Genomic DNA, 25,272 nt, shown 5'->3' on the forward strand with positions numbered 1-25,272 from the left:
TGTTAGAGTTTAAAACAATTTTTTAGTTCAGAAGAAAAGAGAGAATGGGAGGAAAATCTAATGGCTAAAAAAAGAATGAAAACAATGGACGGTAATACTGCCGCAGCACAGGTTTCGTACGCGTTTACGGACGTAGCAGCGATTTATCCGATCACGCCTTCGTCGACTATGAGCGAAGTAGTCGATGAGTGGGCGGCATATGGAAAGAAAAATATTTTCGGGCAGACTGTTAGAGTTGCCGAGTTACAGTCAGAGGCCGGTGCGGCAGGTACCGTACACGGATCCCTTTCATCGGGCGCCCTGACGACTACATATACATCCTCACAGGGGTTACTTTTGATGATCCCGAATATGTACAAAATCGCGGGAGAAATGCTCCCCGCCGTATTCCATGTAGCGGCTAGAAGTGTATCTTCTCACGCTTTATGTATCTTCGGAGATCATTCAGACGTTATGGCAACTCGTCAGACAGGCTTTGCCATGCTGGCGTCCAGTTCAGTACAGGAGGTTATGGATTTAGGAGCAGTAGCGCATTTGGCGGCTATTAAAGGAAGCCTGCCTTTTGTACATTTCTTTGACGGATTCAGAACTTCCCATGAGATTCAGAAAATCGAGACGATAGAATATGACGAGCTGAGAAAACTGATCGACTTGGATGCAGTTGACAAGTTCAGGAAACGGGCGTTGAATCCGGAGCATCCGATGATTCGCGGTACAGCACAGAATCCAGATATCTTTTTCCAGGCCAGGGAGGCTTCTAATAAGTTCTATAATGAACTGCCTGAAATTGTTGTAGAATATATGGATAAAATCGGCGAGGTCACTGGCAGACATTATAAACCCTTTGACTATGTTGGCGCGCCTGACGCGGAAAATATCATCGTTGCCATGGGTTCTGTCTGTGAAACCATAGAGGAATCTATGGAGAAGCTGCTTGCGGAGGGTCACAAAGTAGGACTGATCAAAGTGCGTCTTTACCGGCCTTTTGTTAAAAAATATTTTATGGATGTTTTGCCGAGAACAGTAGAGAGAATTGCTGTTTTAGACAGAACAAAGGAGCCGGGCGCTATTGGAGAGCCATTGTATCAGGACATTAAGACTATGCTATATGGAGAAAAATACGCGCCGGAAGTATACGGCGGTAGATACGGCCTGGGTTCTAAGGATGTGACGCCTGGTATGATTCAGGCGGTGTTCGACAATCTGTATCACAAGCACCCGAAGGATCATTTTACAGTAGGTATCGAGGATGATGTAACAGGGCATTCTCTGGGCTATACCGTGGGTATTTCCAGAGAACCGGAGGGCACGATCAAGTGCAAGTTCTGGGGTCTGGGCTCTGACGGTACGGTAGGCGCGAACAAGACTGCTATTAAGATTATCGGTGACAAGACCGACATGTACGCGCAGGGATACTTTGCTTATGACTCCAAGAAGTCCGGAGGCGTAACGATTTCCCATTTGCGGTTTGGACATAATCCGATTAAATCTACCTACCAGATCAACCGAGCGGATTTTGTGGCGTGTCACAATCAGGCCTATTTGCGTCAGTACGATATGCTGAAGGATCTGCGTAAGGGCGGAACCTTCCTGCTGAACAGCCTTTGGTCGCCGGAAGAAATGGGAGATCATCTGCCGGCAAAGGTGAAACGCGATCTGGCAAAGAAGGAGATCAATTTCTATACTATTGACGCGTGGAAGATCAGTGAAGCTATCGGATTGGGAAGCAGAATCAATATGATCATGCAGGCTGCGTTTTTCAAGCTTACAGAGGTTATTCCTATTGATGACGCGATCAAATATTTGAAAGAGGGAATAGAGAAGACCTATAAGAAGAAGGGGCAACAGATCATTGACATGAACTGGAAAGCTGTAGACGAAGGTATAAACGCTATTCAGAGGGTCGAGATTCCAGAAGACTGGAAGGAAGCAGAAGATGAGAAGGGTAAGGTTATCGATTTGCCGGTGTTTATCGAAGAAGTTTTGATTCCGATGAACAGTCAGGAGGGCGACGACCTGCCGGTAAGTGTTTTTGTAAATCACCCAGACGGCTCATTTCCTCTGGGAACCAGCCGGTACGAGAAACGCGGCGTAGCGGTACATTTGCCTAAATGGGATATGACGAAGTGCATTCAGTGTAATCAGTGTTCTTTCGTATGTCCGCATTCGGCTATTCGTCCGGTGTTGCTCAATGATGAGGAGCTGAAGAAAGCGCCAAAAGGCTTTGAGACGATCAAGGCCCAGGGAGCTAAGCTGGAGGGATTGCATTACAGAATGCAGCTGTCAGCGCTGGACTGCATGGGTTGCGGTAATTGCGCGGATATTTGTCCAGCAAAGGAAAAGGCGCTGAAAATGGAAGCTTACGCTGATGTGGTACATGAAGCTGAAAATTGGGAATATGCTATGACGATTCCAAAGAAGGATCTGCCTGTGGATAAAAAATCGGTTAAGGGCAGTCAGTTCTGCCAGCCGTATTTCGAGTTCTCCGGCGCTTGCGCAGGCTGTGGTGAAACACCGTATTTGAAGGTAATTACGCAGCTGTTCGGTGATAGAATGATGATTGCTAACGCAACAGGCTGTTCCTCCATCTGGGGAGCGTCTGCGCCGTCGATGCCGTATTGTACGGATGAGAAGGGACATGGTCCGGCTTGGTCCAATTCTCTGTTTGAGGACAATGCTGAATTCGGTTACGGCATGGTGCTGGCGACCAAGCAGATTCGCGATAAAATTGAGAGCAATATGAAGGCGCTTCTGGAATTGGATATCGATGACGAGATGAAGGATGCCTTCAAAGAATGGCTGGAATATAAGGATCACGGTGAGGAATCTATCGCTGCGGCGGCAAAGGTTCTAAAGGCTATTGAGGATATGGAGACTGCTGACGATGTATTGAAGCAGCTGTGCGACAGAATCCTCAGATATCAGGATTATCTGGTTAAGAAGTCCATCTGGGCTATCGGAGGCGACGGTTGGGCTTATGATATTGGCTACGGCGGCTTAGATCACGTATTGGCTTCCGGCGAGAATATCAACGTACTGGTGTTTGATACGGAGGTTTATTCCAACACTGGCGGCCAGGCCTCAAAGGCAACGCCGGCAGCAGCCATCGCCAAATTCGCCGCGTCAGGCAAGAAGATCAAGAAAAAGGATCTGGGCATGATGGCTATGTCCTACGGTTATGTTTACGTAGCGCAGGTCGGCATGGGAGCGGACAAAGCGCAGTTCATGAAGGCTATTGCCGAAGCAGAAGCTTATGACGGACCTTCTTTGATCATTGCATATGCGCCATGCATTAACCATGGGATTAAAAAGGGCATGGGTAAGTCTCAGGACAATATCAAAGAGGCGGTGGAGGCCGGGTATTGGCATCTGTACCGGTACAACCCGGAATTGAAAAAGAAGGGTCGCAATCCGTTCATCTTAGACTCGAAGGAGCCGACAAAACCGTTCAGAGATTTCATCATGGGACAGAACCGTTACGCGTCGTTAGCGAAGGAATTCCCTCAGTCGGCTGATAAGCTCTTTGCTATGACGGAAGCAGATGCAAGAGAAAAGTACGAGAATTATAAAAAGCTATCTGAAGAATAAGATATGAATATGAAAGATATGGAATAGAGTAATCTGTTCCATATTTTTTTGAAAAGATTTCACCGGTTGGCTATAGCTTTTTCTGCAGGAATAAGGTATGATGAATATAACAGCTTTAATTGATTAAGGCGGAGAGGAAGGATGGAGCCGATGAGCAAATATAATTTGAAATATCTTGCAGTACCTTTGCCAGAGGATATTATGAAGGAGAAGTGGAGCGGACATTTCGACCGGGCGCGTAATCTGATTGAGAGACGCCTTGAGGGAGAATTGACGGAGGCCATGCGGAGCAGACTGGAATTAGAACTGGTCAATTTACGGCATCTGGAAAAGTGCTATATCTATACGGAGGCGGAGGCTTTAGAGCAGATTCGAGGCAGAATACCATCCTTCGCGGTGGAAGAACTGAAAGAATTGCGTTTGGATAATAAGGTGGATTTCATTTATTTGGATGAAGAACCGCGTTATCTGCGCAGCTTCTGTGGGACGCTGTTTAACGTATATCCTGAATTTCGTAAAAGAGAGGCGGAGGCTCTGGGAGAGAATGTTGTTTATGAGCCTGATGCCGTGGATGAACTTTTGGAGAATTTATCTGATGGACAGGATACTTCGGCCCATATCCATATTCGTCACCAGTTGAATCTGGAGGCGACTGGTTTGGAGGAAGGCCGTAAGGTTCGCGTTCACGTGCCGCTGCCTGTACAGCGGCAGCAGATTCATAATTTACAGGTTTTGACTGTATCGCCGGAACCGGCGGCGCTTCCATCTTTGGATGATGGATATCCTTCAGCCTACTTTGAAGGACCCGCTATGAAAGGACAGTCATATACGGTTGAATATGCTTTTGATCATGTGACAAAGTATACGGACTTATCCTACGGCGCTATGAAAGGGATGGAGAAGGAATATGCGCCTGTGCCTGCAGAGCTGCATCCGTTCTTGGAGGAACAGCTTCCGCATATACAGTTTACGCCTTACTTAAAAGAATTAGCGAAAGAACTGGTTGACAAAGACGGCGATATGTTAAAGACAGCGCGTAATATCTATGATTACATTACGACCAAGGTGATGTATCGTTTCACGAGGGATTATGCCGCTATTGACAATCTTAGTGAATACTGTGCAATTAATCAGAGAGGCGATTGCGGTATTCAGGCTTTATTGTTCATTACTCTTTGCAGAATATGCGGCATACCGGCACAGTGGCAGTCGGGTATAGATGCAAAACCGGGCAGCATTGGGCAGCATGACTGGGCGATGTTTTGGTTGCCGTCAAAGGGATGGCTGTATTCGGATCTTTCCTACGGAGGAGCGGCTTACCGGCGAGGCCATATGAAAAGATGGGAGTATTTCTTCGGAAACGCGGATCCATACAGGATTCCAATCAATAACCAGTTCCAGGCTGAGTTGATTCCGGCAAAGGAATTTCCGAGAGAGGATCCTTGTGACAACCAATGTGGAGAAGCTGAGTACATGGATCGTGGTTTGTACGGAAACGATTGGAGCTGCTCGTATACAGAGATAGATATTCATCGGATATAGAAGAAATATAAAAGAGCTGTTTTCTCAACAGCTCTTTTATATTGTGCTTGATTTGCTTTATGAGAAAATCTTCAGTCCAAAGAAGGTATCTATCTGGCCGATCAGTACCAGTACCATCATCAGTGGGGCAACGAATTTAATGCAGAAATCGAAGAACATCTGTGTACGGAATTTATTGCCCTCCAGAGTGATTTCTTCATCTACCAGTTTTGTTGGGAGAATGATAGCCATATAGCAAGCTCCCAACGGCATCAGAACGCCTTCAGAAACCAGATCAAATGCGTCTAACCAAGTGCTTTGACCAAAGAATTGAGGGAATCCGTTAGCGCCCAGTCCGTCTAAGGAGATGAGAATTGCTTCTGCCATAACGATAAGGCCCATAACGGTAGTAGTGGTTTTTCTGTCAATTGGTTTGCCCTTTTCTGCGCGCTTGTCCATGATTACAGCGCTGACAGCTTCCAGCAATGCGATAGATGAAGTAATCGCCGCGATGAAAACCAGTCCGTAGAGCAGGAAGCCAAAGAGCGGTCCTAATTTTCCCATGGCCTGGAATACAGTCTGCAAAGTAACAAACAGTAACCCAGGGCCGCCTGCCGGGTCTAAACCAGAAGCGAAGACTGCCGGCATGACTGCCAGACCGGCCATGATAGCGATGACAGTATCGGCAAATGGTATGATCAAAGCGTTTCTTTCAATGTTTTCATTTTTCTTCATGTAGGAACCATAGGTTACTGTGATACCCATACCGAGGGATAAAGAGAAGAACATCTGTCCTCCGGCAGCTGCGAGAACACTGATGAAGCCGGATCCTTTAAATACTTCCCAATTTGGTTTGAACATGAATTCCAGACCTTCGCTTGCTCCCGGCAGCGTTACGCTTCGGATAATGACAATGACAAGCATGAGGAACAGAGCCGGCATAGCAACTTTAGTGAATTTTTCAATACCGCCGGAAACACCTGCTCTGACAATGAGAATGGTCAGCAAAACGAAGATGACGGAATAAATGACAGTCTGTAACTGATCCGTGTAGAAATCAGTGAAGAAAGCGCCGCTGTCTGTATCACCTACACCCCAGCCTGCACCAAAGAGATCGCCCAGATTAGCCAGCGCATATTTGATGCAGTAGCCACCCAGCATGCAGTAGAAGCCCAGAATCAGTAACGGGGATATCCAGCCAAACCAGCCGATAAAGCTGTATTTCTTATCGATAGATTTATAAGCGCCTACAACGCCCTTGCCGGTGTGACGTCCCAACGCCAGTTCACCAGCACAGATAACAAAGCCTACGAAACGACTAAAATTAAGTACAGGAGCAGAAAAGCAAATCCGCCGTTAATGCCCATCTTGTAAGGAAAGCCCCACAAGTTGCCCAGGCCTACAGCAGAGCCTACCGCAGCCATGAGAAATCCAAAGCTGCTGCCCCATTGACCCTTGTTGTGTTGTTGTTCCATAAAACACTACCTCCAAAAAAATTAATAATATATACCAAGACAAAGTATTATACCGAATATCATTATACCATGCCTATTTTATTTGTCAATCAAAACATAAAACGATTTTGAAACTTGTTTGTACGCATAAATAACTGAATAAAATTCAATCTCTTTTTAATGGATATGTATAGTGAAACAGAAAAAAGCGAGATTCGCAAGAATCCCGCTTTAGCATCAAATAATATGAATGATGTTTAGTATGTATGCAGCTTCTTAGAACAGAGTAGTAAATCCAAGGAATCCGTTTAAGGATACAATGATCAGAATACCGCAGATGATAGGGTCAACATACTTCAAACAGAAATGTACAAAGCCTTTTGTCTTGAAATTAGATCCTTCAGCTACTTCTTCATCCAGGAATTTCAGTCTGGTCCAACCAAGCATGATCGCCATACCGGTAGCGCCGATCGGCATCAGAAGACCTTCTGCAAACAGATCGAAGAAGTCGAGCCATACTTTTCCAGCTTCAGCGCCGAGGAATGCGGACAGTGGATTCCACCAACCGGAGGAACCAAGACCATCACCGGTTACGATTAAGTTGCCTGCAAGAGCGATAATAGCTGTCAGCGCTACACATTTTGCTCTGCCGCCCATCTTGCCCTTTCTCTCCTGTGCATCTACCATAGCCTGAATACCGCCTTCCATCATACCGATGGAGGAGGACAGAGCAGCGAAGAATATCAGCAGGAAGAAGATTAAGCTGAAGATAGGACCAATGCTTCCCATGTTCTGGAATACAGTAACCATGGTGGAGAACAGAAGTCCAGGACCCGCGTTAGGAGCTAAGCCATATGCGAATACTGCAGGGAAAATACAGATACCTGCCATAACAGCAACAAGCGTGTCTGCAATTGCTACGATTGCAGCGTTCTTTTCAAGGTTTTCACCTTTGGACAGCTTTGCGCCATAAGCGATGAGACATCCGGAAGCCAGGGACAGTGAGAAGAAGCACTGATTACCGGCGGTACCAAGTACTTTAATCCATCCAGCACCCTTGAATACACTCATGTCAGGCTTGAAAATATAAGCAAGACCGTCCATTGCTCCAGGCAAAGTGCATGCTCTGACAATGATGATAATCAGGCAGACTACCAGAGCCGGAATCGCAACCTTACAGAATTTCTCAATACCGGAAGTGCCAATGTAAACGATAAATACAGTCAGAGCCCAGAAAACTACCATATAAAGGATAGCTGGCAAACCGCTGGAGATAAAGCCTCCAAAGTATTCGTCTGCATTAGTTGTACCGATATCTCCAGCGCCGACAACCCAGCCGATGGATGCGATCAGATATTTCATGATGTATCCACCGAAGGTGCAGTAGAATGCGACTAAGAAATAAGGTACGATGGTTTCGATAATACCAAAAATTTTGAAACCTTTGTTGGTGTGCTCAAAGCCTTCGATAGCGGCTTTTCCCGTTTTACGGCCGATGGCAAACTCGCCCATCAGCAATGGATAGCCTACCAGTACCAGGAATACCAGATAGCAGAGCAGAAATGCGAATCCACCGCTGTTACCCATTTTGTACGGGAAGGACCAAAGGTTACCGAGACCTACAGCAGATCCGATGGAAGCCATAAGGAATCCAAAATTGCTGTTAAAGCCATTGTTGTTTTTTTGTTCCATTGAACTACCTCCTAATAAAATGAATAAATGCATTAAATTTTTATTCTGTTACCATTATAAGTCAATGTATGCCGTAATGTCAACATGTATACACGGGAAACTGCAAAATTGTTTGAATATTAAAAAATAAATTTGACAATTTATTATCAAGCACGAAAAAAGAGGTCTTTCTGGTGAATAGGGTAAAAATATGGGAAGCAATCCTTGATTTTGTTGGTGTTTCCCTTTAATATTTATAATAAAGAATTTAATCGGGAGGATAATTATGGCAATCGAGAAAGTAAGGGCGTATTTTGAAATCCTTGGTATAGCAGACAGAGTGCAGGAGTTTGACGTATCCAGCGCGACGGTAGAATTGGCAGCACAGGCAGTGGGCGTAGAGGGGGCGAGAATCTGCAAGACTTTGTCCTTTAAAAGCCCGGAGGGATGCATTTTGATTCAGGTCGCCGGGGATGCGCGCATCGATAATAAAAAGTTTAAGGCGCAGTTTGGATATAAGGCCAAAATGTTGTCGGCGGAAGAAGTGGTCGCCTATACCGGTCATGCCATCGGCGGCGTGTGTGCATTTGCCATCGAAAATCCGGACGTGAAAGTGTACTGTGATGTTTCCATGCAGCGTTTTGACACCGTATCTCCTGCGTGCGGCAGCGCCAATAGCGCCATCGAATTGACCTGTGACGAACTGTTTCGCTATTCCAAAGCAGAGGCCTGGATCGATGTGAGTAAGCTGCCGGAGGAAGGACAGAAATAATGGGATCATTGGAAAGACAGAATAAATGGAAGAAGGAAGCGAAGCGATTTCTGTTCTGTACCATCGGCGCAGTCTTGATTGCGTTCAATATTAAGAGTTTTGTCAGAACTGGAGGCCTTTTTCCCGGTGGATTCAGTGGGATTACGCTGCTTTTGCAGCAGATCGGCAGTACCTATTTTGACATATCGCTGCCCTATACATTGGTGTATCTGCCGCTGAACCTGATTCCGATTTATATTGGTCTGCGGCATTTAGGAAAACACTTTACGGTGTATTCAGTCTATGTAATTCTGCTCAGCAGTTTTTTGACGGACTTGATGCCGGCGTTTACCATTACCTACGACGTGCTGCTAATTTGCATATTCGGCGGCATTATCAACGGCGCTGCGATTAGCCTGTGTCTTTATGTGGGCGCCAGCGGAGGCGGTACGGATTTTATTTCCATTTACTTTTCACAGAAGAAAGGCATCGATACCTGGAATTATATCTTTATGGCAAACGTGTGTATTTTGATCACGGCGGGGGTGCTGTTCGGATTTGATCGGGCGCTGTATTCGATTATCTTCCAATATACCAGCACGCAGATCATTCAACTGCTGCATAAACGATATCAAAAGCATACGCTGTTGATCATTACGGAGCAGCCCAGCGCCATTTACGGCAGAATTAAAGCCATCACTAACCACGATGCAACTCACTTTAAAGGGATTGGATGCTATGAGGGTACAGAGAGAAACATGCTTTACTCTGTAGTTTCCAGTGAAGAAGTGAACAAAGTGCTGGCCGCGATTTTAGAGACGGATCCAGGGGCTTTTGTCAATGTGATGAAGACAGAGCAGATCGGCGGCTGGTTCTATAACAGACCCAATGACTGAGATATAGAAGCACGGGTAAGAAGAATACCTGTGCTTTTTTGATAATTTAAAAACAAAAGCGAACATTTGTTTGAAATTGCAAAATCGTTGTGGTATAATGAACGCAACTGATTGAAACGGCGTTGCCGCAGGGAAGCGTTCATTGAATCATGACTTGCGATTCTATATTCAGAGGAATCGTCATGGTATAATGTCTACACACGGCGATGAAGCCCTAGCCCGCTGATCGGCAAGCCACAGGCGCAGGCGGAAGCGAGGCAGGTCTCATGTCAGGAGTGCAGGAGCTTTGCTCCGTGGCACTCTACGGCGAGGCGAGCTGAAAGCGCAGGCGGATTTAAAATGAAGTTTTTTGCGTAAAGGGAGCAGAATAAAATATTGAGGTTGAAACAAATTTTATATTAGATTAAGATAGAGATGTTTGGAGTTTCGGGAGGAAAAGATGGAATTTAAATTACATTCAGAATATAGTCCGACTGGAGATCAGCCGCAGGCGATTAAAACGTTGACAGAAGGTATTTTAAATGGAAAAAAACATCAGACTTTGATGGGCGTTACCGGTTCAGGAAAGACTTTTACCATGGCGAATATCATCGAAAGTGTGCAGAAGCCTACTTTGGTGATATCCCATAATAAGACGCTGGCAGCACAGCTGCATGGTGAGTTCAAAGAGTTTTTTCCGGAAAACGCGGTGGAGTATTTTGTGTCCTACTACGATTATTATCAACCGGAGGCTTATGTGCCTTCCACAGATACCTACATTGAGAAGGATTCAGATATAAATGACGAAATTGAAAAGCTGCGTCACTCTGCGACAGCGGCCCTTGCTGAGCGGCGAGATGTTATTATTGTAGCATCGGTTTCCTGTATTTATGGATTAGGAAGTCCGTTCGACTATGAGAATCAGTTGATATCATTACGGCCAGGCATGGAAAAGCCTCGCAATGAAATTTTGCGAAAATTAGTAGATATACAATATAATAGAAATGATCTCGCATTTGAGAGAGGAACCTTTCGGGTGCGGGGAGATATTATAGACGTGTTTCCGGCTGGCTCTGACAAAGCGGTTCGTATAGAACTATTTGGAGATGAGATAGAGAGCATTAAGGAGATGAACCCACTAACAGGAGAGATTTTGGGACTTAGAAATCATGTTGCCATCTATCCGGCATCCCATTATGTAACTTCCAAGGAAAACATGGAGAAGGCGCTGGTTACTATAGAAGAAGAACTGGAGCAGCGGGTACAATGGTTTAAGGACAGAGGAAAGCTGCTGGAAGCGCAGAGAATTGAACAGCGAACTCGATATGATATGGAGATGCTCAGGGAAATCGGCACATGTAAGGGCATTGAGAACTATTCGCGGCATATTAACGGCCTTGCGCCGGGCACTCGACCCTATACTCTGATCGATTATTTTCCCGATGATTTTCTGATTATGATTGATGAATCTCATGTTATGCTTCCACAGCTTCGAGCCATGTATGCGGGAGACCGTTCCAGGAAATCCTCCTTAGTAGAGTACGGTTTCAGATTGCCATCGGCATTGGATAACAGGCCTCTACAGTTTGAGGAGTGGCAAAAACTTGTCAATCAGGCGGTTTACGTGAGCGCAACTCCGGCGCCATATGAGAAGGAAATGGCGGGAGGCGTTACAGCAGAACAGATTATTCGTCCGACAGGACTGCTGGATCCTCCGATTTTTGTGCGTAAGACGGAGGGACAGATTGACGATTTGGTTGGCGAGCTCAGAGCGACAGCAGAACGCGGAGAGAGAGCGTTTGTCACTACTTTGACGAAAAAGATGGCAGAGAGTCTTACAGACTATTTGAAAGAAGCCGGAATACGGGTCAGATATCTCCATTCGGAGGTGGACACTCTTGAGAGATTGGAAATCATACGGGATTTGCGTCTGGGAGAGTTCGATGTCCTGGTAGGCATCAACTTACTTAGAGAAGGATTGGATATTCCGGAGGTTTCGCTGGTAGCTATTTTGGATGCGGATAAGGAAGGATTTTTGAGGACAGAAACCTCTTTGATTCAGACCATCGGCCGCGCAGCCAGAAATGCTGAGGGTCGGGTTATCATGTACGCCGATTATATCAGTAAGGCGATGAAAGCGGCGATCGATGAAACGGAGAGAAGGCGAAGCACACAGGATAAATATAATAAAGAGCATGGTATTACGCCAAAGAGTGTGCAGAAGTCTGTTAGAGAGGTTATTGAAGCGACTCGCGCCGCTGAGGATGAAAGCAAATATAAAGGCAAAAAGCCGCTGGAATTGACGCAGAAGGAGTTAAAGGATTATATAAAGGAATTAGAAACGGAAATGAAGCAAGCAGCAGTTGATTTGCAGTTTGAACGCGCTGCGCAGCTTCGTGACCAGATATTTGAGTATAAAGTAAGATTAAAGTAGAAAAGGAGAACGTGCATGGCAAACGAAATTATTGTCAAGGGCGCAAACGAAAATAATTTAAAATCTATTAATGTGAATATCCCCAGAGATAAGATGGTAGTATTGACTGGTTTATCCGGATCAGGCAAATCATCCTTAGCTTTTGATACTATTTATGCAGAGGGACAAAGAAGATATGTAGAAAGCTTATCTTCTTATGCCCGTCAGTTTCTTGGACAGATGGACAAGCCGGATGTAGAGTTGATTGAGGGGTTGTCTCCTGCAATTTCTATTGATCAGAAGACCACCAGTAAGAATCCGCGTTCCACAGTAGGCACTGTTACGGAAATTCATGATTATCTTAGATTATTATATGCTCGTATTGGACGTCCGCATTGCCCGGTTTGCGGCAAACCCATTACCAGTCAGACAGTAGATCAGATGGTAGATACGATTATGGAGTTTCCGGAAGGAACCAGAATTATGATTTTAGCGCCAGTGATTCGGCAAAGAAAGGGCGAGCATGAAAAAATTCTGGAAAGAATTCGAAAAGAGGGTTTTACAAGAGCCAGAGTTGATGGAGAAATACGCCTGCTGAATGAGGAAGAAATTAAACTCGACAAGAAGTTTAAACATACAATTGAGATTGTAATTGATAGGATTATTATAAAAGAAGGTCAGGAAAGCCGAATTTCTGAGGCTGTAGAATTAGCCATGAGCCAGGGAGACGGACTGGTATTGGTGCATTTTCAGGATCAGGATTTTCAGATAGAAAAAACCTTTTCCACTAAATTGGCGTGCCCGGAACACGGAGTTAGTATTGAGGAGTTAGAGCCGAGAATGTTTTCGTTTAACAGTCCGTTTGGAGCATGTCCCAGCTGCAATGGCTTGGGTTTTTCTCAGAAGATTGATCCGGAACTGATTATTAAAACAGATAAGAGCGTCATAGACGGAGCTTTAGGGACGATCTTTGCTTCTATGGAGTTTTCCGGATTCTATCGTCAAATGATTGACGCGCTGGCTAAGGAGCATGGCGTGGATTTGACAGTCCCTTATTGTGAACTTCCGGAGAAATTCAAGAAGGAGTTGCTTTACGGCACAGGAAACCGTCACTTAAAATATACGTATACAAGCCGTAGCAACGGCAGTGTATCTCATCGGGATCATCCGTTTGAGGGTGTAATCAATAATGTTGAACGCCGCTACAGGGAGACACATTCCGAATTTATGAAGGAAAAGATGCAGAAATATATGACTGTAAGAGATTGTCCGGATTGTAAAGGGAAGCGGTTAAAGCCGGAGGTACTGGCTGTAACTGTCGGCGGAAAAAATTTGGCAGAGCTATCTGATATGTCCATTCGAGACGCCTATAATTTTATAGATCAGCTGGAGTTGACAGAGAAGGAGCAGATCATAGGACGGCAGATTATCAAGGAGATTAAAGCGCGGCTTACCTTTTTGCTGGATGTGGGATTGGAATATCTGACGCTTTCACGGGCAGCGGGCACCTTGTCTGGTGGGGAATCCCAACGGATTCGTTTGGCAACACAGATTGGTTCCAGTTTGATGGGCGTGTTGTATATTCTGGATGAACCCAGTATTGGCCTGCACCAGAAGGATAATGAAAAGCTGTTAGAAACCCTTCGGCATCTGACCGATTTAGGCAATACTCTTTTAGTCGTGGAGCACGACGAGGATACAATGTATGCTGCAGATCATATTATTGATATCGGTCCTGCCGCGGGTATTTATGGCGGAGAACTTGTTGCGCAGGGAACGGTAGAGGAAATTAAGGCATGTCCAGAATCAATAACAGGACAGTATCTTTCTGGCAAGAAGAAAATAGAAGTTCCGAAGGTGCGCAGAGAGGGTAATGGTAAATTCATTACAATTAAAGGCGCGTCAGAGAATAATCTTCGTAATATAGACGTAGACATTCCTTTGGGAAAATTTGTTTGTGTTACTGGTGTATCCGGATCGGGAAAAAGCAGTCTGATCAACGAGATTCTTAATAAAGGGGCTTCTAAAATCATAAACAGAACGAAGGATGAGGCAGGTAAATTTGATGAAATTCTGGGATTGGAACATATCGATAAGGTTATCGATATCGACCAGTCTCCAATCGGAAGAACGCCGCGTTCCAATCCTGCGACTTATACAGGCATGTTCACACATATACGGGATCTGTTTGCGTCCTTACCGGAATCTAAAATTCGGGGATTTGAAAAAGGGCGTTTTAGCTTTAATGTCAAAGGAGGACGCTGTGAAGCGTGCAGTGGAGACGGCATTATTAAAATAGAGATGCACTTTTTGCCTGACGTTTATGTGCCTTGCGAGGTATGCAAAGGAAAGAGGTATAACCGAGAGACGTTGGAAGTAAAATACAAAGGAAAAAGCATCTTTGACGTACTGGACATGAGCGTGGCGGAAGCATTAGAGTTTTTTAAAAATTTACCATCCATTAAACGACAGTTGGATACACTGAACGAAGTGGGATTGGATTATATTAAGTTGGGGCAACCTTCGACGCAGCTCTCTGGAGGAGAAGCGCAGAGAGTAAAGCTGGCGACGGAGCTGTCTAAGCGGAGTACCGGTAAAACTCTGTACATTTTGGATGAGCCTACAACGGGTCTGCATTTTGCGGATGTAGATAAACTGGTATCCGTATTGGATAAGCTAGTGGACGCGGGTAACACTGTGGTAGTTATCGAGCATAATTTAGATGTCATCAAACGGGCGGATCATGTTATAGATTTAGGACCGAACGGTGGAAACAGAGGCGGGTCTATCGTGGCTACTGGTACGCCGGAGGAGATTGCTGCATGTAAAAAATCTTATACGGGACAGTTCTTGAAGAAAATGTTAAAATAGTGTATAATTATATATTGTACATTTATTTATAGCATCCGTAAGGATAAGGTAAGAAGGAGATAATCCAAAATGATGAAGCGTGAAAACCTGACAATGTTGACAGATTTCTATGAAATCACTATGGCAAACGGATACTTTCAGTCAGGTAGTATTGAAGAAGATATCGCCTATTTCGATATGTTTTTCAGAAAAGTGCCCGATGGCGGCGGATATGCCATTATGGCAGGCGTAGAGCAATTGATCGATTATTTGAAAAACCTGAAGTTTACAGAGGAAGACATTTCCTATCTAAGGGAAAAGAAGGTTTTCTGCGAAGAATTTTTAGACTATTTGCGGGACTTTAAATTTTCCTGTGATGTCTGGGCGGTGCCGGAGGGTACGCCGATATTTCCTCATGAACCGATTTTAACGGTGAGAGGTCCGGTAATTCAGGCGCAGTTTATCGAGACTATGGTGCTGCTGACGATCAATCATCAGAGTTTGATTGCAACGAAAGCGAACCGTATTGTCAGAGCGGCTCAGGGAAGACCTGTTATGGAATTTGGAACCCGGAGAGCACACGGTACGGCTGCGGCTGTTTATGGCGCGCGGGCGGCTTATATTGGCGGTTGTGCTGGGACTGCATGTGCCATTGCAGATAGGGATTTTGGAATTACGGCCCTTGGCACTATGGCCCATAGCTGGGTACAGATGTTTTCCAGTGAGTATGAAGCTTTTAAACGGTATGCGGAAATTTATCCGGATAATTGCACCCTGTTGGTTGATACGTATAATGTTTTAAAATCCGGTGTTCCCAATGCAATCAGAGTGTTCAAGGAACAACAGCCGCAAAAAATGGGTATTCGCATTGACAGCGGCGACGTAGCGTATTTGACGAAAAAAGCCAGAAAAATGCTGGATGACGCGGGCCTGCGGGATTGTACTATAACGGTTTCAAACTCTCTGGATGAGTACATTATCAGAGACGTTATCATGGAAGGCGCGCAGATCGATTCCTTCGGCGTAGGCGAAAGACTGATTACTGCTAAGTCTGAACCGGTATTTGGCGGCGTGTATAAGTTAGCGGCGCTGGAGCGGGATGGTGAAATCATTCCAAAGATCAAAATCTCTGAAAATGTGGAGAAAATTACGAATCCAGGATTCAAATCTCTCTATCGGCTTTTCGACAAGGAGACGGGAAAGGCTCTGGCGGACGTATTGACTGTAGACGGTGAAGAAATTCCGGAAGCTGACGGCTATGAAATTTTCGATCCGAACGCGGTATGGAAAAAGAAAAAACTATATAATTTCTATGTGAAGAATCTTCGCGTGCAGATTTTTGACAAGGGACAGTGCGTGTATGAATGCCCTTCTATTGAGGAGGTTAAGGAATATTGCGCGCAGCAAATAGAAACGCTGTGGGGAGAGACTTTGCGTTTTGAGAATCCACAGACATACTATGTGGATCTATCACAGAATCTGTGGAATATGAAGAATCAGCTTTTGGAAGATCATGCAATGAGATAGAAGGAAATAAAATTGTAAAGACCAGCATATATTTGCTGGTCTTTTGGTATATTCCATAGTAAAATAGATTAAAGTAAGATTTTCAGCGGAAAGGATTTTTTATGCGGCATATTATTGTCTTTCTGTATGTTTTTACAATTCTTATAGGCGCTTCGGCGTTGACAATACAGTGGCTTGCGTCAAAAGGAGATAAAGAAAAGAACTTTGTGTCGATGAAGCCTTTTGTTATCATGCTGCTGTTTATGAATGTATACGATTTTTTGATTTACTATTGTGATAATATCATAAAAATAGACACTTATATGTTTCTCAGTATCGGCGATTGTTTTATCGCGATCTTGGTATTGCTTTGGTTACGGGTTTCTAACAGCATTACGGGTACGGAGGTGAAAAACAGGTGTATTGGTATTACTGAGAAATATGTAATTCTATATGGAATTGTTTGGCTTGCAGCGATCATTTTGTTTCGGGAGCTTTATTGGATTCGGTTGGTCATCGACATTCCACTGATCGGATTGTTGATAGCGGGCAGCGCCGAAAGCATTTACAGCAGTGTCAGAGAAAATGCTCCGAAACGATTTGTAGCTTATAAAGTTGTTATTGCGTTTTTCATGACCGTGAACTATGTCAGCTATTTTATCAGTGAAAGTGGATTTGTAGACAGGGCGGAAGCGCCTATTATGAACATCACAATTTACTATTGGATGGTAATTAATATCGCAAATATGATGCTTTTGTATAAAAGGGATTTTAGAAGCTCCTATACGGCAGAGACGCCGGTCGTTCTCGACCTTTCTGAGGCTCTTGCCAACGTACAGAAAAAGTATGAGCTGACAAAGAGAGAGGTTGAAATACTGGAAGAAATCTATAGTGGAAAGACGAATACGCAAATTGCGGAAGCGCTTTTTATATCAGAGAGTACAGTGAAAGCACACATTTATAATATTTTTCGTAAGTTGGATGTAAAGAGCAGGGTAGAAGCTGTATGCATTGTTAGAGAAGAAAAGGAACAGAAAGTATAATCCCCCGCTTATATGATACGAAATTAAAATGTCCCCCTCTTATATTTGCAAGGAGGGGGATATTTGTTTGACTACATTTTGCCAGAGGCGTTGAGCATATCTCTGATTTTGTGTTGTACCATTCTGGTAATAGCATCTCTGCCCGGACCTAAGTATTTTCTCGGATCGAATTCACCAGGATTTTCTACAAGAACTCTTCTGATTTCAGCAGTCATGGCAAGTCGCAGGTCGGTATCTACATTAACCTTGCAGATTCCATATTTTACGGCTTCGTGAATCATGTCTTCAGGGACGCCCTGGGCTCCCGGAATTTCTCCTCCATACTCGTTGCATCTGTCTACGAATTCTTTCAGCACAGAAGAAGCGCCATGAAGCACCAGAGGAGTGTCAGGAATAAGGGCATGAATTTTTTTCAGCCTTTCGTAATCTAAGTAGGGTTCGCCTTTGAATTTGTAAGCGCCATGGCTGGTACCGATGGCGATGGCCAGCGAGTCCACACCGGTTTTCTTTACGAATTCGGCGGCTTCGTCCGGATCTGTAAAGGTGGCGGAACGAGCGTCGACTTTGATATTATCTTCTACACCTGCTAATTTGCCCAATTCAGCTTCTACAACAACGCCATGGGCATGGGCATACTCTACGACCTGTTTTGTCAATGCAATATTTTCCGCAAGGGGATATTTGGAACCGTCGATCATAACAGAAGTGAATCCATCGTCAACACATTTTTTGCATATTTCAAAATCTTCACCATGATCTAAGTGGAGAGCCACGTCTACACCAGTATCTTCGATAGCGGCTTCTACCAGTTTCGTTAAGTAGGCAGGCTTGGCGTATTTTCTCGCGCCTGCGGAGACCTGCAAAATCAGCGGAGCACGTTCAATTTGTGCTGCTGTTACGATGCCCTGAATAATCTCCATATTGTTTACGTTAAATGCCCCGATGGCATAATCACTGTTAATCGCTTTGGAAAACATTTCTTTTGTTGTAACTAAAGCCATTTCGTACCTCCTTGAAAAAGTATATCTCTATTATACACTAAAGAGGTAAATTTTCAACGATTTCAAGCATTTTTTTCATATCGGGTAAAGAACCTGAGGAACTTGAACCATTCGTATTGCTGACCAGATTGCCCAGACCGCTATGTGCCAGGCTGTTTAATTTATCGATTGTATTGATACAGGTTCTGGCATTATCCAGAAAAGCTTCTAACTCCAACGTGCTTAAAGCGCCCGGGGAAGGGAGAGGCAGTCTGCCTCTGTGAGAAATTACTGCCAGCGCCAGGATGATGGGGATTGGGTTATTTGCCATATTTCACCTCCATATTTCTATAAATACAGTATGAAATTCCTTGCGGTTTGGTGCATATACTGAATAGAGAAAAGGAGGAACTGAGTATGAAATTAGATGAAAAAACAATTATGGATTTGGCTGGACAGTTAGGGATTCAGGCTGATAAAAAGAGCGCGGCGGATACAGCCAGACGTTATGAACAGAAAAGCGACGCAGAAATTGCTGCGGAGATTCTGAAGCTGCAGGATAAATTAAAGGCGGCGAATATTCCTTACGAAAAGCAGATGGCTATGGTGCAGAGCCTGATGCCAATGATGAGCGGTGAACAAAGAGCCCGGCTGAACAAGGTCATCGGGCTCATGAAAAAATAGAGGGAAATTCCCTCTATATAAAATTCTGGTTTTAAGCTGTAACAATTTTTGCGATATCTGCCTGGGTGCAGCCGGCATCGAATGTGAAGGTAGTCGCCTTGATATTCTCCGGCTTGTGCCCGGCATCCCGGCAAACCTGACTGAACTGGTCGTAGGATTCGAAAAGTCCTGCATTGACAAGATCCTGAACAGCGTCCGTAGCGCTCCCTCCGTGAACAGTTACAGTTACAGATTTAGTAAGCGCGCCGTTTGACCAAAGGGCGTCTGTCTGGGTATCACTCTGATTGCTGTCCTTGTCCTGTTTCTGACTATCGTCAATTGCAGTGTCGTCTGTGGTAACCTCCGTGCCTGTTTCCTCTGCTAACGTATGCGGATAGTCCATGATCACGTCCATTCTCCACGCGATGAGCAAAGCGGCAATAGCCAGAATGATCAGTGCAATAAGAATATCATTTTTATCGTATAAAAAATCTTTGAGTCCTTTCATGATTTTTCCCCTTTTCTGATTTTACTTGTATATATAATTTAACATACTTTCGATAAAAGGACAAATACATTTTGCGTTTGAGTTGGTTCTGATGTATAATAAAGGGTATGATTAATATGGAAATCGGGAAAAATGAGCAGGATCAACGACTGGACAAGTTCCTGCGGAAATATCTTGGAAACGCGCCGCTTAGCTTAATCTATAAGGCTATACGTAAAGATGTGAAGGTCAATGGAAAGCGAGCAAGGGAGGATACTATACTTCGTCAGGGCGATATTGTAACCTTATATATGAAAGAGGAAGCTGTAGAAGCCTTTCGGAGGAAGGCGCGAATTTCTTCCGCACGCAGACAGTTTAAGGTTGCTTATGAGGATGAAAATATTATTGTGGTAGAAAAGCCTTATGGCCTTTTAACCCACGGAGATAAAACGGAGAAAAAGCACCATCTGACCAATCAGGTCATAGATTACTTAATTAAGGAGGGCGACTACAATCCGCGTTTGGAGAAGACCTTTGTTCCGGCACCTGTCAACAGGCTGGACAGGAATACGACAGGATTGGTGCTCTTTGGTAAGAACGGAGTTTCGCTGCGGGAGTTAAATCGATGCATTCGGGAAAAGGATCGAATCCGAAAATTCTATTTGACTATCGTGGCTGGAGAAGTGCGGCGGGAGCTGCACCTGGTGGATAGAATGGTGAAAGATTGTGACAAAAACCGCATCACTGTGACGCCGCAAGGCGAGCAGGGCCGCGAGATGGAAACCATCGCAAGGCCCGTGAAAACCCGGGACGGATACACTTTGATGGAAGTGGAGATTATTACCGGAAGAACCCACCAAATTCGGGCGCATTTGGCGAAGGCCGGCTGCCCGGTGATTGGGGATATGAAATATGGCAGGCCGGGAGTCAATCGTCGGGTACGTCAGCGGTTTGGACTGCAGGCACAGCTTCTTCATGCTTACCGGCTTTGCTTTAGCGGCTGCGAAGGGGAGCTTTCTTATTTAAACGGCCGTGAGATCAAAGCGGCGCTGCCTGAAGACTTTGACAGAATAAAGAATGCAATTTTTGAACATGATGAATAGAGGGGAAGGAAATCGATGAAGGAATGGATCAAAAGCATTGCGCTGGCGCTTGCTATCGCATTGGTGGTAATATATTTTATTAAACCGACGCTTGTGAAACAGAGCTCGATGGAGCCGAATTTTTATGAAAATGATTATCTGTTTGTGAGCAAACAGTCCTATAAGCTTTTTGGATCGCCAGAGAGAGGGGACGTGATAGTGGTTCATTCGGATTTGGTGCAGGAAAACGGTGATGAGAAGATGCTGATCAAGAGAATTATCGGGTTGCCTGGCGATTCAATTACCATTACAGATGATAAAGTTTACATAAATGGAGAAGCTATAGAAGAACCCTATATCAAAGAACAGGGCGTTAACGGGGCGATCGGAAAAAAGATTAAGGATCTGGTAGTGCCTGAGAACAGCTATTTCTGTATGGGTGATAACCGGCGCGTCAGCATTGACAGCAGAGACCCGGATGTGGGCTGTGTCGGCAAGGATCAGATTGTAGGCAAGGTTGTACTGCGATTATATCCGTTTAACAAAATCGGATTCATAAAAAATCCGTTGAAAGAATAGGAGAAAGGGGAAAAGGATATGGGAGAATCGGTGAAAGAATGGGTGAAGGCTGTAGCTTCAGCCGGAATGATTGCATTGATAGCCATACAGTTTGTGGCGCCTACGTCAGTATACGGCAATTCTATGTTGCCGTCTTTTTCTAACGGAGACTATTTGCTGATCAGTAAACAGGCGTATTCTTTTGATAAAGAACCACAGCGGGGAGACGTGGTGGTTTTTCAATCGCATTTGAAGGATGAGAAGGGGCAAGAAAAGAAGCTGATCAAACGGGTGATCGCTCTGCCGGGTGAAACGGTGTCTGTAGAAGATGGGAAGGTTTACATAAATGGAAAAGAACTGGAAGAAGATTATATAACCGATGGGATTACAGACGGCGTGACGTATCCGGTAGAAGTTCCTGAGGGATGCTACTTCTGTATGGGTGATAATCGGCTTCACAGCAAAGATAGCAGAAGTCTGCCGGTAGGTTTTGTAGATAAGGAGCAGATTGTGGGGAAGGTGATCTTCCGGCTCTATCCATTTGATAAAATTGGACGGATCGGGAGAGATTGAATATGAAACGATGCATCGCTTTTTTTCTGGCAGCAGCTTTGGGCATAACCGGCGGCATTTTGCTTGCAGTATTTTTTCAGATCACTTCGGTGACGGACAGCAGTATGATGCCAGGCTATGAGCAAGGGGAGCATGTATTGGTGCGCTGCGGCGAAGTGGGAAGCTTTGGTGTGGAAAGAGGAGATGTAGTTCTTTTTGACAATATGATTTACGCGCCTACGGGTGAAGGAAAGCGCATGATGAAGCGTGTTATCGGTGTGGAGGGAGACCGGGTAATGATTACGGCGGGCAAAGTCTATGTCAATAATACGCTTTTAGAGGAGACATACGTTTTCAGTCAGGACGTTAGCGGGGAGATGGAAGAAATCAACGTACCTGAGGGATGGATCTTTGTGCTGGGCGATAACCGCGCGGCGAGCACAGACAGCCGTGATGAGACGGTAGGCTTGATCAAAGAGACAGATCTGAAGGGAAAGGTCTTATATAAATGGTGAGGAAATGGCAAAGAGAGAAAAGAGGATGGTGGCCAATAATAAGAAGGCGCGCCATGATTACTTTATAGAAGAAGTTTATGAGGCGGGTATTGTGCTTACAGGTACAGAGATAAAATCGGTTCGAGCCGGTAAGGTAAGCATCAAAGAAAGCTATGCCAAGATTGAGAAGGGTGAAATGTGGATTTACGGTATGAATATCAGTCCTTATGAGCAGGGCAACCGGTTTAATGTAGATCCGCTGCGGGCAAGAAAGCTGCTGTTACATAAACAGGAGATTCGCAAATTGATTGGATATACAACGATGAAGGGAATGACGTTAGTTCCTCTGAATATGTATATTAATGAAGACGGCCGCGCTAAGATGGAGGTTGCCGTAGCTCGTGGTAAAAAAAATTACGATAAACGGGACGATATGGCAAAGAAGGATGCCGCCAGAAAAATCGATCAGGCGATGAAACAGAGATGGTAGATGACGGTAGCTTGATGTTTTTGTCAGGAATTTTCGGTATTTGCCAGTTGCAAACGTCACGTCAATGCTGTAAAATGAATATATAAATTTGGGGGTGTAAAGGTTTCGACGGGGGTGTAGAAGCCGGATAAGCGAGCCGTAGTCGCCAAGTCTACGTTAAAAGTGGCCGTTTAAATATAAACGCTAAAAAGAATAACAATTTCGCATTAGCTGCTTAATTAACGCAGCGCGCGTGTCAGCTCCGGTTTACCTGTAGGCTGGAAATCTGGCATCGACTATACAGGAAAACCTTGCGAGAGCTTCCGGTATCGTAAGGGACTTACGGAATAGCGCTTCTGTCAGCTTGCTGATGGGCGGTCAGAAGGGCGAAATCTAAATCATCAGCTGCGCTCGGAGAAAATCCTGTGGAAATGCTTTCGGACAGGAGTTCGATTCTCCTCATCTCCACCAGAAAAATATTGAAAATCCAACGTCTCTAGGCGTTGGATTTTTCTTTGACTACATTTTGACTACAATTTGTGATATCTTCATAAAATTGCTCTAATTTATCTGACACACCTTTATCAGAACTTCTGAAATAATATTCATAGATTTCTTGTGTGATTCTTGTATTGGTATGCCCTAATCTTTTGGATACGTCTACGATCTGCACGCCGATAGAAGATAATATAGCTGCATGAGTGTGTCTTAAGTCATGAAGAGTGGTATCTCTTAAGTCATACTTATTTAAAAAGCGTTTAAACCAGCCATAAGTGTTCCTAGGATATTGTGGAGAACCTTCAGCAGTTGTAAATACATAGCCGCTATCTTTATAATCTTCCTGCATGATACGCATATTTCTTTTTTGTAGTTCTTGCAGTTCTGCAAGCATGTCCATAACAAAAGATGGTGCTGTTATGATTCTTGTAGAGCCTTCCGTTTTTGGTGTGTCCTCGACTACTCCGATGGCGGGGACAAGGGTTCGGATCCTGTTAATGCTGATAGTGTTGTCTTTTAAATCGATATCTTTCCACATAAGACCCATGACTTCTCCAATGCGAAGACCTGTAAAGAGAATAAGAAGCACAGCAGTTGCATGGCATTTGCTTGCCTCAATACTTTTTTCTTTTAAAAGCAGTGATATCATGTCGGCTATTTCATGATCTTTGTAGAAGTCCTTTTGAATTCTGTACTTCTTCGTTGCCTTTGGAACTTTTACATGGTCGCAAGGATTCTTTTCTAATAGATCTAAATCCTCAATAGCATACTTGTATAGAGTGCTTAATAAAGATAAAGCACTTTTAATGGTCTTTGGAGCCAATGGGTTTCCATTTTGTAAATTCTTTCCGTTCTCTGATAAGTCTTTAACCCAATTTCTGACCTGCAATTTTGTGATTTTTCCAATCTGTTTATTACCGAAAGCAGATTGGATTTGATTCTTGTACAAAGTTTCATATCTTCTTACAGTTGATATCTTTAATTCTGTATTGATACCACCGTTATTTCTCATAAAGTCTTTAAATAGAGCATCTAGCGTTGTGGAGTCGCTGTTTGCCACCTTGCCGCTAATGATATCGGCTAAAAACAAAGCTGCGTCTTCTTTTAGTTTCTTTTCCGACACATAATCCACTTCCCTGTAGTAGCGACAAGGGGAACCGTCAAACTTTGTGCCTCTTGTAATGCAGATCTGCACTTTCCCATTTTTTCTGTGTTTAAAACTTGCCATTGTATCATTCCTTTCTTATTTTTGGGTACAAAAAATAGCCCTAACTATATTGATTTTTAAGGGCTGCAATGATACAATGTGATTGTAGTTTTTTGGTTGTATCATGCAGCCTAATTAGCGAATGACTGCTGAGCGGTCATCAATGCCCTAGCTCCAACTGGGGCATTTTTATTTGTTTAGTTAAGTGGATTACAGGACTCTTTCTGAGATCAGTTTGCCTATTTCTACGATATCATTTGCACCAGAGAATTCAAGTTTGACCTTTCCGAGTCCAGAGAAATACATCTCAAGTTCACTATCCATATCAAGGACACCTGCAGTTTCAACTGAAAATGCTTGTATTTTGCTGTAAGGAAGTGATGTAAAATCTTTTTTCTTGCCCGTCATACCCTGAACATTCACCGCAATCATTCTTTTGGTTGTGAAGATTACGTAGTCACGAATACCCGTGTATTCTGAAATAAACTCTTCACCAGCGATAAATAACGGTCGAATGTCTTTTTCGTGATCGAATCCTTTTGCTTTCTTCAGTTTGAAAACGGTTCCATTCTTAAAATCAATCATTTCTTTTTTCCTTTCTGTGAAAATT

General features: G+C 44.2%; 22 protein-coding genes and 1 other RNA gene. 15 read left to right on the top strand and 8 right to left on the bottom strand.

Features of this window, described 5'->3' with window-relative positions; genetic code table 11:
• Window positions 1-60: 60 nt before the first annotated feature.
• Both nifJ and ACPW7J_RS01870 read left to right on the top strand, forming a co-directional pair.
• A complete protein-coding gene (gene nifJ / locus ACPW7J_RS01865; protein ID WP_424960250.1) occupies window positions 61-3,588 on the top strand; it encodes a pyruvate:ferredoxin (flavodoxin) oxidoreductase in 3,528 nt (1,175 codons plus the stop codon).
• 150 nt (window positions 3,589-3,738) lie between these two features.
• Entirely contained in the window at window positions 3,739-5,130 is a 1,392-nt protein-coding gene (locus ACPW7J_RS01870; protein ID WP_425756132.1) for a transglutaminase-like domain-containing protein, read from the top strand.
• A gap of 57 nt (window positions 5,131-5,187) precedes the next feature.
• Here the strand turns inward: ACPW7J_RS01870 and ACPW7J_RS01875 are convergent, their stop codons facing one another.
• From ACPW7J_RS01875 to ACPW7J_RS01885, 3 genes are all read right to left on the bottom strand, one after another.
• Window positions 5,188-6,387: a sodium-dependent transporter gene (locus tag ACPW7J_RS01875; RefSeq protein WP_425756134.1), complete on the bottom strand. Its 1,200-nt coding sequence runs from the start codon at window positions 6,385-6,387 to the stop codon at window positions 5,188-5,190.
• A 29-nt stretch (window positions 6,388-6,416) separates the two neighbouring features.
• Window positions 6,417-6,584, bottom strand: a complete 168-nt coding sequence (locus tag ACPW7J_RS01880; protein WP_425756136.1) for a hypothetical protein — start codon at window positions 6,582-6,584, stop codon at window positions 6,417-6,419.
• 255 nt (window positions 6,585-6,839) lie between these two features.
• Complete coding sequence (locus tag ACPW7J_RS01885) at window positions 6,840-8,255, bottom strand: sodium-dependent transporter (RefSeq protein ID WP_425756138.1); 1,416 nt, start codon at window positions 8,253-8,255, stop codon at window positions 6,840-6,842.
• 265 nt (window positions 8,256-8,520) lie between these two features.
• Between ACPW7J_RS01885 and ACPW7J_RS01890 the strand changes: the two genes are divergently transcribed.
• The 6 genes from ACPW7J_RS01890 to ACPW7J_RS01915 all read left to right on the top strand — a co-directional run bounded on the left by ACPW7J_RS01890 (window position 8,521) and on the right by ACPW7J_RS01915 (window position 17,672).
• Window positions 8,521-9,006 carry a YbaK/EbsC family protein gene (locus ACPW7J_RS01890; RefSeq protein WP_425756140.1) on the top strand — a complete coding sequence of 162 codons (486 nt, stop codon included), beginning with the start codon at window positions 8,521-8,523 and terminating at the stop codon, window positions 9,004-9,006.
• On the top strand, window positions 9,006-9,881 hold the full coding sequence (locus ACPW7J_RS01895; RefSeq protein ID WP_425756142.1) for a YitT family protein: 876 nt from the start codon (window positions 9,006-9,008) through the stop codon (window positions 9,879-9,881). Before ACPW7J_RS01890 ends, ACPW7J_RS01895 begins: the two co-directional genes overlap by 1 nt.
• Window positions 9,882-10,320: 439 nt before the next feature.
• A complete protein-coding gene (uvrB, locus tag ACPW7J_RS01900; protein WP_424960252.1) occupies window positions 10,321-12,294 on the top strand; it encodes an excinuclease ABC subunit UvrB in 1,974 nt (657 codons plus the stop codon).
• A 15-nt stretch (window positions 12,295-12,309) separates the two neighbouring features.
• Window positions 12,310-15,144, top strand: a complete 2,835-nt coding sequence (gene uvrA, locus ACPW7J_RS01905) for an excinuclease ABC subunit UvrA (RefSeq protein ID WP_425756144.1) — start codon at window positions 12,310-12,312, stop codon at window positions 15,142-15,144.
• A 69-nt stretch (window positions 15,145-15,213) separates the two neighbouring features.
• Complete coding sequence (locus tag ACPW7J_RS01910) at window positions 15,214-16,650, top strand: nicotinate phosphoribosyltransferase (RefSeq protein ID WP_425756145.1); 1,437 nt, start codon at window positions 15,214-15,216, stop codon at window positions 16,648-16,650.
• Between the two features lie 101 nt (window positions 16,651-16,751).
• A complete protein-coding gene (locus tag ACPW7J_RS01915) occupies window positions 16,752-17,672 on the top strand; it encodes a response regulator transcription factor (RefSeq protein WP_425756146.1) in 921 nt (306 codons plus the stop codon).
• A gap of 71 nt (window positions 17,673-17,743) precedes the next feature.
• On the opposite strand, the gene fba is transcribed toward ACPW7J_RS01915, so the two are convergent.
• Both fba and ACPW7J_RS01925 read right to left on the bottom strand, forming a co-directional pair.
• Window positions 17,744-18,673 (bottom strand): class II fructose-1,6-bisphosphate aldolase, encoded by a 930-nt coding sequence (gene fba, locus ACPW7J_RS01920; RefSeq protein WP_425756148.1) that lies wholly within the window; start codon window positions 18,671-18,673, stop codon window positions 17,744-17,746.
• A 37-nt stretch (window positions 18,674-18,710) separates the two neighbouring features.
• Window positions 18,711-18,983, bottom strand: a complete 273-nt coding sequence (locus ACPW7J_RS01925; RefSeq protein WP_161874315.1) for a hypothetical protein — start codon at window positions 18,981-18,983, stop codon at window positions 18,711-18,713.
• Between the two features lie 86 nt (window positions 18,984-19,069).
• Here ACPW7J_RS01925 and ACPW7J_RS01930 point away from each other — a divergent pair, with 86 nt between their 5' ends.
• A complete protein-coding gene (locus ACPW7J_RS01930) occupies window positions 19,070-19,336 on the top strand; it encodes a hypothetical protein (RefSeq protein WP_161874314.1) in 267 nt (88 codons plus the stop codon).
• Between the two features lie 31 nt (window positions 19,337-19,367).
• On the opposite strand, the gene ACPW7J_RS01935 is transcribed toward ACPW7J_RS01930, so the two are convergent.
• Window positions 19,368-19,823: a hypothetical protein gene (locus ACPW7J_RS01935; RefSeq protein ID WP_425756150.1), complete on the bottom strand. Its 456-nt coding sequence runs from the start codon at window positions 19,821-19,823 to the stop codon at window positions 19,368-19,370.
• 116 nt (window positions 19,824-19,939) lie between these two features.
• Here ACPW7J_RS01935 and ACPW7J_RS01940 point away from each other — a divergent pair, with 116 nt between their 5' ends.
• From ACPW7J_RS01940 to ssrA, 6 genes are all read left to right on the top strand, one after another.
• The gene (locus tag ACPW7J_RS01940) at window positions 19,940-20,905 is read left to right on the top strand and encodes an RluA family pseudouridine synthase (RefSeq protein ID WP_425756152.1); all 966 of its coding nucleotides are present in this window, start codon (window positions 19,940-19,942) and stop codon (window positions 20,903-20,905) included.
• 15 nt (window positions 20,906-20,920) lie between these two features.
• Window positions 20,921-21,463, top strand: coding sequence for a signal peptidase I (lepB, locus tag ACPW7J_RS01945; RefSeq protein WP_161874311.1), 543 nt, complete (start codon window positions 20,921-20,923; stop codon window positions 21,461-21,463).
• Between the two features lie 18 nt (window positions 21,464-21,481).
• The gene (gene lepB, locus ACPW7J_RS01950) at window positions 21,482-22,015 is read left to right on the top strand and encodes a signal peptidase I (RefSeq protein ID WP_425756154.1); all 534 of its coding nucleotides are present in this window, start codon (window positions 21,482-21,484) and stop codon (window positions 22,013-22,015) included.
• A gap of 2 nt (window positions 22,016-22,017) precedes the next feature.
• Entirely contained in the window at window positions 22,018-22,509 is a 492-nt protein-coding gene (gene lepB / locus ACPW7J_RS01955; RefSeq protein WP_424960260.1) for a signal peptidase I, read from the top strand.
• Window positions 22,510-22,513: 4 nt separating this feature from the next.
• Complete coding sequence (gene smpB / locus ACPW7J_RS01960) at window positions 22,514-22,978, top strand: SsrA-binding protein SmpB (protein WP_161874308.1); 465 nt, start codon at window positions 22,514-22,516, stop codon at window positions 22,976-22,978.
• 90 nt (window positions 22,979-23,068) lie between these two features.
• Window positions 23,069-23,428, top strand: a transfer-messenger RNA (tmRNA) gene (gene ssrA, locus ACPW7J_RS01965).
• 25 nt (window positions 23,429-23,453) lie between these two features.
• Here ssrA and ACPW7J_RS01970 read toward each other — a convergent pair.
• Both ACPW7J_RS01970 and ACPW7J_RS01975 read right to left on the bottom strand, forming a co-directional pair.
• Entirely contained in the window at window positions 23,454-24,683 is a 1,230-nt protein-coding gene (locus ACPW7J_RS01970) for a tyrosine-type recombinase/integrase (RefSeq protein ID WP_425756157.1), read from the bottom strand.
• 189 nt (window positions 24,684-24,872) lie between these two features.
• A complete protein-coding gene (locus tag ACPW7J_RS01975) occupies window positions 24,873-25,247 on the bottom strand; it encodes a PH domain-containing protein (protein WP_425756159.1) in 375 nt (124 codons plus the stop codon).
• Window positions 25,248-25,272 lie beyond the last annotated feature (25 nt).

This window comes from Ihubacter sp. rT4E-8 (assembly GCF_049852125.1).
GTDB lineage: Bacteria > Bacillota > Clostridia > Peptostreptococcales > Anaerovoracaceae > Senimuribacter.